This is a genomic window from Methylacidiphilum caldifontis (assembly GCF_017310505.1).
Classification (GTDB): Bacteria; Verrucomicrobiota; Verrucomicrobiia; order Methylacidiphilales; family Methylacidiphilaceae; genus Methylacidiphilum; species Methylacidiphilum caldifontis.
In genome coordinates this window covers 771199-782411 of record NZ_CP065957.1, presented here as the reverse complement: position 1 = coordinate 782411, position 11213 = coordinate 771199, and the positions used below count along the sequence as shown (strand labels likewise).

Sequence of the window (11213 nt, the reverse complement as noted above, 5' to 3'; positions counted from 1 at the left end):
CCTGTTATCAAGGAGCTTCAATCTTGTAACCTACCCCTCTAACAGTTTGTATCAATTTTTGTTCTTCACATTCATCGATCTTTTTACGGAGCTTTTGGATATACACATCGACAAGATTGGTTCCTGGATCGAAGTGATAGTTCCAGACATGTTCACAGATTTGGGTCCGGGTGAAAACCCTTCCTGGTGTCCTCATCAGTAACTCAAGGATTGAAAATTCCCTGACTGTGAGATCTATTTTTTTTTGACCGCGATAAACCTCTCTTGTGACAAGGTTCAGTGTCAAGTTGCCTACCTTATAAACAGAAAGGCCTATGCCTGCAGTTCTTCGGATAAGCGCCCTGAGTCTAGCTATCAGCTCATCCATTGAAAAGGGTTTTGGAAGGTAGTCATCCGCACCGCTATTTAGCCCTTCAATTTTGTCTCGGGTTTCTCCTCTTGCACTTAACAAAAGAATAGGAATATGAATCCCCCTGTCTCTCAAAGACCGCAGAATACTAAGTCCATCAGGACCAGGAAGCATAATGTCTAAGACAGCGGCATCATAAGGAGTAGTTAATAGTTGCAACAAAGCTTCATCTCCACGATTGCAACTGTCGACAACAAAACCTTCTTCTTCCAGGGCCCGCGATATGAACCGAGCGATCTTTAATTCGTCTTCGACAATTAAAATTCGCATGCCCTCTTGTCTTTTCCAACAATAGAATGGAAAAGGCTTCTTGGAAAGAATCAATTACTCAAAAGGAAAGGCTTTTTGCGAGGGATCTTCTCAGCTCAAGACCTACTGCTAGACTCTTTTAACTTTCAATACCCCCATACTCTAATGCTTCTTTACTTCTTGTAAGCATTCATCCAGGTTTTCCAACAGTTTCCCGATAGTTTCAGGGGTTTCATCTCCCATGTGAGAAATCCTAAAAGTCTGGCCTTTGATTTTTCCATATCCCCCATCAATCGTTACAGCAAAGCGGTTTTTAAGAAGCTGAATCCAGCTGGGTATATCTATTCCGAGGTTGTTTTTAATACAGCTTAAGGAAACAGATTCGTACCCCTTTTGAGGGAAAAGCTCAAATCCCCTTTCGGTGGCCCATCGCCTGGTCATCTGAGCCATAGTTAAATGCCTATGGTATCGGTTTTCTACCCCTTCATTGAATATTTCGGAAAGCTTGCTTTTGAGAGCGTAAAACAGGCTAATAGAAGGGGTGCTTGGGGTCATATCCTTTTCATGATTCTTTTGAAATTCAAGAAAATCGAAGTAGTAGCCCCTTGCAGGAGTCTTTTCAGCCTTGGTCATTGCCCTTTGAGATACGGCAAAAAGAGCTCCACCAGGAGGCAAGGCGAGTGCTTTTTGAGTTCCCGTAAGCATTACATCGATCCCCAGTTCATCAAAGGGTATTTTAAGAACGCTAAAAGAAGAGACACAATCAACAATAAAAGAGACTTCCGGAAATTCTCTCATTACCCCGGCGATTTCAAATAGCGGATTCATCATCCCCGTAGAAGTCTCATTGTGAATGACCGTTACTGCATCAAACTCCCCGGTCTTGAGCCGGTTTTTTAAATCGGTCGGATCAACAGGTATCCCCCAGGGATATTGAAGTTTTTCAGCTTCTTTGCCACAGCGTATGGCCACATCAAACCATTTGTCAGAAAAGGCACCATTCATGCAACAAAGCACTTTTTTCTGAACAAGGTTTCTCAGAGCTCCTTCCATTACCCCCCACGCGGAACTGGTACTAAAGAATACCGGTCTTTGGGTATAGAAAAGTTGTTGGAGAGAAGGCTGAACATCACGATAAAGAGCTTGAAACTCTTTGCTTCTGTGTCCAATCATTGGGCTTGCAAAAGCCTCTAAAGTTTTTTTAGATACCTCTGTAGGACCAGGAATAAAAAGTTTTATGTGCTTAGACATTCTCTCAGCATATCTTTATTGCAAAAAAAATCAACTTTTCGTTATCTTTCTAAGAGGATTAATCTGGTTATGGGTTTTTTTCTGGCCTTTGGTTTATCCTTCTCATTCAGAGTCGAACAAGGAGTTTAGTTCTCTTCCCCTAGACGAAATTCTTAAGAGAGCTATTTATCAGAACGAGCTCATGACCAAAGCGATGTTGGCTTTGCAGTATCAAGAAAAGGTAGAAATCCAAAAACTGGATTCTTCCGGCAATCCTTTGAAAACCAACAGCTTACAATTTTTAGTGAAACCGGGTGAAGGTTTTCTTCTATCGGCTGACCCTCAAACGGGAACCCTAGCGATGCGCAAGTTAAGCACCCAGGATATTCAAAAGGCACAGGCGGCTAACATGGTTTCAGATTATCTATCGCTAAAAAACCTTGTTCCTCGGTTTGCTATCAGTTATGAGGGGATGAGCAGATGGCATGGACTTCCTTCCTACATTATCCGTTTCGACCCCAAACCCAACCAGCCCTATCAATCGAAAATAGAAAAATTGATCAATGCTATCCAGGGTAAAATGTGGATTAGTAAAGAGGACTATTCTGTGCTTTGTGTCGAAGGCCGATTACCTAAGCCTGTTGAGATGGCTTGGTTTATTGCTGTTGTGGATAAGCTTGAGATCCATTATCATGCGAGCGCAGAAAAGGGTCTTTTTGGGCATTTGCCCTCTTTTTTCGATCTTGAGTATCGGTTAAAGTATATTCTTGGACAAGTTCATGCCCGGCAAATCATTTCGATGAAAAATTTCGAATTGCCCCAGCCTATGGGTAAAAACGAATAGATAGAAATCAAATTTAAAAATTTAAAGTTTCCCGAGAAAAGTCGATGAGCAAACTCTTTGAGTCTTTTAGGGTCCGGTCCGTGCAGTTTAAAAATAGGATATTTCTCTCCCCGATGTGCATGTATTCGGCAGAGAAGGGATATGTCAACCATTGGCATCTGGTGCACTTGGGATCACGTGCTGTGGGAGGAGTGGCCCTTGTCATGGTTGAGGCTACTGCTGTTAGCCCTGAAGGAAGAATTACCCCCTATGATTCCGGTATTTGGACAGATGCTCATATCGATCGGTTTATTCCTATTGTGGATTTTGTAACTAAGCAGGGAGCAGTCGTAGGTATCCAGATAGGTCATGCGGGTAGAAAAGCTTCTACTGATAAGCCATGGCTAGGGGGAGCTCCTTTGCCTCCAGAAAAAAATGGCTGGATTCCTATGGCTCCCAGTCCTATTCCTTTTGATTCTCTTTCTCCAATACCCGTAGAGATGAGTCGTAAGGAGATCCACAAAGTTGAAGAAGATTTTGTCCGAGCGACTCATAGAGCACGCAAAGCGGGTTTCCAGGTTTTAGAAATCCACATGGCTCATGGTTATCTCCTCCATGAGTTTCTTTCACCCCTGTCAAATAGGCGCAGTGACGAGTTTGGTGGAAGTCTAGAAAATCGGATGAGATTTCCTCTTATTGTAGCTAAAGCTGTAAGGTCCCAGTGGCCCGAAGAGTTGCCCCTGTTTGTCCGTATTTCGGCTACCGACTGGGTGAAGGGAGGATGGGACCTGGAACAATCGATTGCTTTTTCGTTTCGGCTTAAGGAAATCGGTATCGATCTTATCGATTGTTCCAGTGGAGGACTTCTTAATGTAGCGCTACCCGTTAGGCCAGGTTACCAAGTTCCTTTTGCTGAAGCTATCCGGAGAAAAGTCGGGATCAAGACCGCAGCGGTTGGACTGATTACTGATCCTTGGCAGGCTGAAGCGATCATTTCTCAAGAAAAGGCTGATTGTGTATTTTTAGCCCGAGAGCTTCTCAGGGATCCTTACTGGGTATTGAAAGCGGCGAAAACCTTGAGGGTCAAAGGTCCATGGCCTCTTCAATATTTGCGGGCGTGGACTTCGTAAGTATGCTTAAATGAGAAAATTTGGTTGTCAGATCATATAAAGAATAATGATAATAGGTAAGCATGAAAAGCATTCGTAGAGATATTAAGATAGCTCCTTCGATTTTATCTGCTGATTTTGCACGTCTCGAAGTCCATGCAAAGGAGGCATTGGATGCGGGAGCTGACTGGCTTCATATTGACGTAATGGATGGCCATTTTGTCCCCAACATAACAATCGGACCTTTGATCGTTGAAGCTTTGGTTCCTTTAAAGAAAGCTACGGGAACAACCCTTGACGTCCATTTAATGATTGAAAATCCCGATCGTTACATTCCCGATTTTGTGCGCGCTGGGGCTGACATCATCACGGTTCACGTAGAAACATGTCCTCATCTGCATCGAACGGTTCAACTGATTCATGACCTGGGAGTTAAGGCTGGCGTTACGTTGAATCCTGCTACCCCTCTTGTGAGTCTTGAAGAAATACTTACCTATGCCGATCTCTTTTTGGTAATGTCCGTCAACCCGGGGTTTGGAGGTCAGGATTATATTCCTACAAGTACAGAGAAAGTTTCTAGGCTCAGGGAGATGCTTGACCGGATAGATTCTAAAGCCTGGCTTGAAATCGATGGAGGGGTAAAACCTTCTAATGCCGCTGAAATTGTTCGAGCAGGAGCGGATGTGCTGGTAGCGGGCTCGGCTGTTTTCAAAGGCAAAGTTAAAGAAAATGTTCTTAAGCTCAGGGAAAGTATAGAGGAGGCTTTCTGCTAAAAAAAGAGGGAAAAAAAGGACTAAAGGATAAATATCTAAGATGAGCTAAAATTATGGAAAAAGAAGGAGAGCAGGTTTTAAATGAGATTTGTAGCTATGTTCTATCTAATAAGGAACTGAGCCAGGATGCCCTTGATAATGCTTATCTTTGTTTCTGGGATTCTCTTGCTTGCCTATTTCTTGGAGTTAAATCCGAAGAATGTCGGCTTAGGCTGACTCCCTTGTTTGATGAACCGTCAGAGAAGTTTAGCTGTCTTATTCCTGGAACAACCTTGCGAGCTCATCCCTTGGATGCGGCTTTTGCTATCAGCTGTGCTCTTCGTTGGCTTGATTACAATGATGCCTGGCTTGCCCAAGAATGGGGTCATCCATCTGATAACTTGGGAGCCATACTGGCCTGTGCCCAGTATAGGGAAAAAAGGGAGAAAGAAAAAATAAGTGGGTTAAGAATTCTTGAATGGATGATTAAAGCCCATGAAATTCAGGGAGTGCTTTCTTTGAAAAACTCTCTAAACCGGTTTGGGCTAGATCATGTGGTTTTTGTTCGAGTTGCTTCAGCAGCCGTGGCCTCTGCCATCCTTGGAGGAGGGGAACAAGAGGTCATGAGTGCTTTGTCCAACAGTTTTGTGGATGGAGCTCCACTAAGAATTTATCGACATGCTCCGGTTACGGGTTGGAGAAAATCTTGGGCAGCGGCTGATGCCGTGCGCAGAGCGGTATGGCTTGCTTTTATTGCATTAAGAGGGGAAATGGCTTATCCAAATGTACTTTCTCAACCTCAATGGGGATTTCCCGATGCCTTTTTAAGAGGAACGCAAGTTGTACTCGATCGGCCGCTTTCAGATTACGTCATGAAAAATGTGCTCTTTAAAGCTTATCCGGCGGAGTATCACTCTCAAAGTGCTATCGAAGCAGCTTTAGCCCTTCGAGACGAGGTCTTAGCTAAGCTTGAGAAGATCCAGCGGATAGAAATTCATACCCAGTTGCCCGCTATACGGATCATTCATAAGCAGGGACCCTTATCTAACCCAGCTGATCGGGATCACTGTCTTGAATATATTGTTGCTATCGCTTTGCTATTTGGACAAGTAACCCAAGGCTCCTATGAAAATGACGTTGCTGCTGATCCGCGGATTGATAACTTAAGGAGAAAAATGGTTACTATTGAAGATAAAACCTACACTTCAGCTTATTATGATCCAGAAAAAATGGCGGTTCCTAACGCTATACAGGTTTTTTTCGAAGATGGTTCTTCGACCGATAAAAAAGAGGTGATTTTTCCCTTGGGTCATCCTCGCAGAAGGACAGAGTTCCGGAATGTTTTGCCCAAGAAAATAGAATATTCCCTGGATGAGCTTTTTTCTGCTGACAAAAAAAAACAGATCCTTGAGCTCTTTTCTGAAAAAGAAAAGTTCCTTACCCAAAGCGTTACGCAGTTATGCTCGCTTTTTGTTCCCAACCTTTAGGGTTTAATCAATAATATTGACCGCTTACCCCTATGCTTACTCAGAAGCCTTGACCATGAACTCTCTCTAACATAAAGGGGAAACTAAGGATAAAGAAAATATCTTTACTGTTTTTGCAGAAAATATATTTTACCCTAATTACTCTTATATTAACCAAAAAAGTCTATGAGATGGACAATTGATCCAACCTTTTATCCTTCAGCTAGGGTAGCGATGGAATCTCCTCCAGAAAAACTCGCTTATGTGGTTGCTTTGAACCCCGCTGCACAGTCTAATGGATCCCTAGAAAACCCCCGAGGCGATATTTTAGCGGTTGTTGATCTTGACCCGGATTCAAAAACCTATGGGCAGATCGTCAGTCAGTTGGAAATGCCTTATCCAGGAGATGAACTGCATCATTTTGGATGGAATGCTTGCAGCAGTTCACTTTGTCCACAGTCACCCCATCCCCATCTTGAAAGGAGATACCTGGTGGTTCCTGGGTTAAGATCTTCTCGGATTTACGTCATAGATACTAAACCAAATCCTCTGTTTCCAGAGATCACGAAAATTATTGAACCTGAGGTTCTTAAGAAGCGGACCGGCTATTCCCGGCCTCACACCGTGCACTGTGGACCTGAAGGTATTTATGTGAGTGCTTTGGGTAACGACAAAGGAGAAGGGCCTGGAGGGATTTTTATCCTGGATCATTTTTCTTTTGATCCCTTGGGTATGTGGGAAATAGACAGAGGGCCACAGTATTACGCTTATGATTTTTGGTGGCATATTAACCAGGACATCCTGATAAGCAGCGAATGGGGCACACCTCCTATGGTAGAACAGGGTGTGGTCGGTTCACTGCTCATGGAGGGAAAATATGGGCATAGGCTTCATTTGTGGGATATGAGAAAACGAAAACATTTGCAAGTCCTCGATCTCGGGGAGGATAACCAGATGGCACTTGAGCTTAGGCCTGCCCACGACCCTAGAAAATCGTATGGTTTTGCAGGGGTTGTTATTTCCAGGAAAGATCTTTCAGCTTCAGTCTGGTTATGGTTTAGAGACAACAGTGGATGGCAGATAAAAAAAGTGATCGAAATTCCCGCTATATCTGTTGAGCAAGAAAAGCTTCCCACTTTGTTAAAACCCTTCGGTAAAGTTCCCCCTCTTATCACGGATATCGACTTATCGTTGGACGATAAATATCTTTATGTGTCCTGCTGGGGAACAGGAGAACTTCGAAAATACGAGGTAGCTGATCCTTATAATCCTGAGCTGGTAGGTTGTCTTAAAATAGGGGGTATTGGTTTTCAGTATTCTCATCCAAAAAATCCGCAGAAAGCTCTCAATGGAGGACCTCAGATGGTCGAAGTTAGCCGTGATGGCAAACGCATCTATCTCACTAATTCCCTCTACTGGGCTTGGGATGAACAATTTTATCCTTCGGGTATCGAGGGCTGGATGGTTAAAATTCAATCAACCCCCAAAAGTTTTGAATTTGAAAAGGATTTCTTTATCGAGTTTGCCGGGTTGAGACCGCATCAAGTCAGGCTTCAAGGAGGAGATTCTTCGACTGATTCTTTTTGTTTTCCATGAGTATTGAAGCTCTGGGTTTTTATTTGGGGTTAGGTCTTTTTCATGGGCTCAATCCAGCTATGGGTTGGCTTTTTGCAGTGGCTTTAGCCCTCCAGCATAACAGTTTTTCTTGGATTCCTAGAGCGGTAGGTGCACTCCTTGTCGGACATTTCCTGGCTGTTTTGTTTACTTGCGGCATTTTTGTCCTTTTAGGAAAAGCTCTTTCCCCGTTTTGGGTTAAAGGATTATCTGGGATAGCTCTTTTTGGTTTTGGATTTTATTGGCTTTTTAGAGCCAGACATCCCAATTGGGTAGGGATGAACGTGGGAATAATGGATCTTGTATACTGGTCTTTTCTTATGGCCTCCGCTCATGGAGCAGGATTGATGGTTTTTGCAGGATCTTCTTTCTGCGGAAAACCCTTTTTCCCCTGGTCTATGCAGGGAGGCTCATTCAAGTTATTTCTTTATCCCTCCGTTGTTCATTCCCTTGGGTATTTTTTAGCCATATTTTTAATCGCTACTGTTGTTTTTCGTGCTGATCTTTTGCAGTTCTTTTATAAGAAATGGATAAATTTTGACATCCTTTGGTCGATTTCCCTTTTTTTAGCTGCAATGGGTATAGCCTTAGGCTAATGATCTGAGCGGTTGATAGTTTTAAAAATTCCTGCCGCTAATGCCCCACCAAGGAAATCGGCGATTAAATAAAGCCACAAGTTTTTGTAAGAACAGAGACCAAGTATGGAGATAGCCAGGGCGACCGCGGGATTAAATACCGCTCCCGAGATATCTCCAACAGCAAAAGCTCCCGCCATTAATGTCATACCGATTGCAAGACCATAGAAAGAGTTACCCGCTGTCCCCTTGGCTGTGGCCACATTAAGGACTACATACACAAGAGCAAAACTAAAAAGAAATTCAGCCATGAATGCCGGAAAGTAGTCTATAGATAAGGCAGAGAGAGGAGCCTTTCTAAAAAGTTTTACGAGCACTGCTCCACCAAGAGCACCCAAAAATTGGGAGATCATGTAAGGCATAACATCCTGGGTGGGACAGCGACCACGTAGCCAAACCCCCAAGGTAACCGCCGGATTATAATGTCCTCCAGAGATATGTCCTCCTGCAAAAATCATTACCATAAGGACTGAACCGATAGCGAGCGGAGCCATCGCCACACCCCCTATGACCGTGCAACCAATGGTTAAAACGAGAAAAAAAGTGCCAATAAATTCGGTGATAGTCTTGTTCATAAGAGTATGCAAAATAAAAAGTTCTGAAAGAGTTATAAAGGTATGAAAGTTTAACTGGTTTTTTTGATTTTCAATAAAAATTTTTTTTACCAGTTAAGGGGAGACAGGGATATGGAATTTCTTGAGAAGTATTCTTTGTGCTTCAGGGTTCAGGACGGTATCGAGTCCATAAAAGCAAACATCGATTCCTTCAGAGGATATATCAAGAAGAACATAGCCTCTATGATCGGTATCTGTAAAGATAACGTGAGGATTCTGTTTGAGTAACTCTTCTTTGTCTGCAATTTTCCCAGCAGGAGATGATATGCCTGCGGTACCAATTTCGGTAGCGACCTGCTCTCCGTCAATAATGAGCTTACCAAAACTAAAAATGTGGCTGTCACCACTCAAAACGACTACGTTCTTGATCTTGTTTTGCTGGATAGAGCTTAAAATTTGCTTTCTTTCCCATTCGAATCCATCCCATTGATCCAGATTCAAAGGTTTGCCATCCCGCTTGATCTCCATCATCATGTCACCGCTGGCGACGAATTTCCATAAGCTTTGAGTTGATTTTAAAGAATGTAAGAGCCAGTTTCTTTGCTCTGCTCCAAGCATGGATCGTCCAGGAGCCGAAACTTGGAGAAGATCTTCCAAAGAAGGGTGGGTGGCCGGATGCCCGATATCTTCTTCCCTGTATTGCCTCCCATCGGTAAGAAAAAGTTCCAAAAGATTTCCAATTTTAAAAGAGCGGTAAAGTTTCCATTCTTTCTGTTCCCTTACTGGGAGATATTCGAAGTAAGCGGTGTAAGCCGCTCTCATCCTTTCTCGGTTATAGAAGTAAAGGGCAGTACCTGCGTAGTCGTTCTGAACTTCATGATCGTCCCAGATAGCAATGAGAGGAATATTCCTTAGGGCTTCCTGGAGATCTGGATCGGTCCGATAGAGCCTATGTTTTGCCCGGTATGAATTAAGATCTACAGCTATACCCACTGGATCGGGTCTTGCACAAGTGGTAGCATAAACAGGAAACTCGTAGATCCAATCTCCCACATGAAGAATGAAATCGGGATTATCTTGCGCTATATACCGATAAGCGGTATAGAACCCTGCGCCGTAATGCTGGCAACTGGCCAGGGCTATCCGAATACTTTTAGCTTGTAGGGGTAGAGTTTTTGTTCTTCCTGTTGGGCTATAATGGCCATTCCATGACCAGCGGTAATAATAGATTGTGGCCGGCTCAAGTCCTTGAACATCTGTTTTTAGGGTGTAATCCCTCTCTAGAGAAGTATTAACCGTCCCCTTTTTAATCATTTGTTTAAATGAGGGATCCAAGGCCATTTCGTAGTTGACATTCAGCGAAGGCAAAGCGCTTTCTATCCTGCTCCAGATAATCACGCTATTAGACGTAGGATCTCCACTTGCAACCCCATAGGGAAAAAAATTGCCTTCAACCTTTTCTCCCAACAAATATAGGGAAAAAGAAAAAAAGAGACCAATGGCTGCAACTCTCAAAGAAAGACTCATGCCTGGACAAAATAAGAAAACGGTTAGGTTTTCTATAATGATATTTAAGGGTGAAAAAGGTTTACTTTATCGTTCTTTTTCCCGTAAAGCCCTTTTCCATTTCTCCGCCAACATCTTTGAAGGACTTTTCCACTTCATGCCCAAAGCCTTTTTTCTCTTTCTTTGCCATTCGCTTCGACTTTTTTGTTTTTCTACTGACCGTTGTTCCTGACCTGTCGAGTTTTGTTTTGGCAGTCTTTGTCGCTTCTTTTTTGGTTTGATCAGAGGAACTTGTTGCCCCTTGGATTTGATTTTGTGTGGATTGTGAACTCGAAGGGGTGGTTTGTGCTTTCCCAGTCATGGCAAAAGCCCAACAAAGCAGAGTTGCTGTTATAGGAAAGACTTTTTTTAATTTTTTCATAACTACCTCAAGGTTAAGGTATTGGCTCTTTTAAAGAATATCACATAAACAGGGAGATGGAAACAAGTTTATGAAGGCCGGTGGCTTATTTTAATCTTGATGAGTCAAGAGAAAAAGGGTTGGTGATTTTTTCAATAAACATAGCAGGATAAGAACGCTACTTTTTGCGGTATAATCCTTGATATTGTTGATGAATAGAAAATAAAGATTGATTAAGCTAGGGTATTTTATGCTTACGAGAGATAGGAATAGGGGTAGTTGAGCGAGGTTTGTAGAGCTAAAAGAATCGACGATGAGCTGTTAGATCCTGTTAAATGGATTGGACTGAAGGAAAATTTTTCTTCTTACCCTGTTAGCCGTACTTAGATTAATGTGTCCCCACTTTCAGGCCTAGTTCTAAGGTTGTTTTGTAAAATAAATGTTCTCTTGGAGGATAGCCTTCATT

The 11213-nt window shown here is 42.9% G+C and carries 11 protein-coding genes; 6 read left to right on the top strand and 5 right to left on the bottom strand.

What is annotated here, in order from left to right:
- Window positions 1-7 precede the first annotated feature (7 nt).
- Complete coding sequence (locus IT6_RS03710; protein ID WP_134439419.1) at window positions 8-679, bottom strand: response regulator transcription factor; 672 nt, start codon at window positions 677-679, stop codon at window positions 8-10.
- A 141-nt stretch (window positions 680-820) separates the two neighbouring features.
- Window positions 821-1909: a pyridoxal-phosphate-dependent aminotransferase family protein gene (locus IT6_RS03705; RefSeq protein ID WP_134439420.1), complete on the bottom strand. Its 1089-nt coding sequence runs from the start codon at window positions 1907-1909 to the stop codon at window positions 821-823.
- Between the two features lie 88 nt (window positions 1910-1997).
- Between IT6_RS03705 and IT6_RS03700 the strand changes: the two genes are divergently transcribed.
- From IT6_RS03700 to IT6_RS03675, 6 genes are all read left to right on the top strand, one after another.
- Window positions 1998-2732, top strand: a complete 735-nt coding sequence (locus IT6_RS03700) for a hypothetical protein (RefSeq protein WP_242524319.1) — start codon at window positions 1998-2000, stop codon at window positions 2730-2732.
- A gap of 44 nt (window positions 2733-2776) precedes the next feature.
- Window positions 2777-3841, top strand: a complete 1065-nt coding sequence (locus IT6_RS03695) for an NADH:flavin oxidoreductase/NADH oxidase (RefSeq protein WP_206827908.1) — start codon at window positions 2777-2779, stop codon at window positions 3839-3841.
- A gap of 62 nt (window positions 3842-3903) precedes the next feature.
- Window positions 3904-4593, top strand: coding sequence for a ribulose-phosphate 3-epimerase (rpe, locus tag IT6_RS03690; protein ID WP_134439423.1), 690 nt, complete (start codon window positions 3904-3906; stop codon window positions 4591-4593).
- Window positions 4594-4646: 53 nt separating this feature from the next.
- Window positions 4647-6059 carry a bifunctional 2-methylcitrate dehydratase/aconitate hydratase gene (locus IT6_RS03685; protein ID WP_206827906.1) on the top strand — a complete coding sequence of 471 codons (1413 nt, stop codon included), beginning with the start codon at window positions 4647-4649 and terminating at the stop codon, window positions 6057-6059.
- A gap of 165 nt (window positions 6060-6224) precedes the next feature.
- Window positions 6225-7634 carry a selenium-binding protein SBP56-related protein gene (locus tag IT6_RS03680; RefSeq protein WP_206827898.1) on the top strand — a complete coding sequence of 470 codons (1410 nt, stop codon included), beginning with the start codon at window positions 6225-6227 and terminating at the stop codon, window positions 7632-7634.
- Window positions 7631-8248, top strand: coding sequence for a hypothetical protein (locus IT6_RS03675; protein WP_206827896.1), 618 nt, complete (start codon window positions 7631-7633; stop codon window positions 8246-8248). The genes IT6_RS03680 and IT6_RS03675 overlap by 4 nt, the downstream gene beginning before the upstream one ends.
- Here the strand turns inward: IT6_RS03675 and IT6_RS03670 are convergent.
- The 3 genes from IT6_RS03670 to IT6_RS03660 form a co-directional block, all read right to left on the bottom strand.
- Window positions 8245-8862 carry an MIP/aquaporin family protein gene (locus tag IT6_RS03670; protein ID WP_206827894.1) on the bottom strand — a complete coding sequence of 206 codons (618 nt, stop codon included), beginning with the start codon at window positions 8860-8862 and terminating at the stop codon, window positions 8245-8247. The two genes, IT6_RS03675 and IT6_RS03670, sit on opposite strands and share 4 nt — an antisense overlap.
- A gap of 93 nt (window positions 8863-8955) precedes the next feature.
- The gene (locus tag IT6_RS03665; protein ID WP_206827892.1) at window positions 8956-10368 is read right to left on the bottom strand and encodes an alkaline phosphatase D family protein; all 1413 of its coding nucleotides are present in this window, start codon (window positions 10366-10368) and stop codon (window positions 8956-8958) included.
- 61 nt (window positions 10369-10429) lie between these two features.
- Window positions 10430-10768 (bottom strand): hypothetical protein, encoded by a 339-nt coding sequence (locus IT6_RS03660; protein WP_134439429.1) that lies wholly within the window; start codon window positions 10766-10768, stop codon window positions 10430-10432.
- Between the last annotated feature and the right edge of the window lie 445 nt (window positions 10769-11213).

What these genes read in the sequence shown, in the direction of transcription:
- IT6_RS03710 (WP_134439419.1), bottom strand. Translation starts at nt 679, where the DNA reads ATGCGAATTTTAATTGTCGAAGACGAATTAAAGATCGCTCGGTTCATA.
- IT6_RS03705 (WP_134439420.1), bottom strand. Translation starts at nt 1,909, where the DNA reads ATGTCTAAGCACATAAAACTTTTTATTCCTGGTCCTACAGAGGTATCT.
- IT6_RS03695 (WP_206827908.1), top strand. Translation starts at nt 2,777, where the DNA reads ATGAGCAAACTCTTTGAGTCTTTTAGGGTCCGGTCCGTGCAGTTTAAA.
- rpe (WP_134439423.1), top strand. Translation starts at nt 3,904, where the DNA reads ATGAAAAGCATTCGTAGAGATATTAAGATAGCTCCTTCGATTTTATCT.
- IT6_RS03685 (WP_206827906.1), top strand. Translation starts at nt 4,647, where the DNA reads ATGGAAAAAGAAGGAGAGCAGGTTTTAAATGAGATTTGTAGCTATGTT.
- IT6_RS03680 (WP_206827898.1), top strand. Translation starts at nt 6,225, where the DNA reads ATGAGATGGACAATTGATCCAACCTTTTATCCTTCAGCTAGGGTAGCG.
- IT6_RS03675 (WP_206827896.1), top strand. Translation starts at nt 7,631, where the DNA reads ATGAGTATTGAAGCTCTGGGTTTTTATTTGGGGTTAGGTCTTTTTCAT.
- IT6_RS03670 (WP_206827894.1), bottom strand. Translation starts at nt 8,862, where the DNA reads ATGAACAAGACTATCACCGAATTTATTGGCACTTTTTTTCTCGTTTTA.
- IT6_RS03665 (WP_206827892.1), bottom strand. Translation starts at nt 10,368, where the DNA reads ATGAGTCTTTCTTTGAGAGTTGCAGCCATTGGTCTCTTTTTTTCTTTT.
- IT6_RS03660 (WP_134439429.1), bottom strand. Translation starts at nt 10,768, where the DNA reads ATGAAAAAATTAAAAAAAGTCTTTCCTATAACAGCAACTCTGCTTTGT.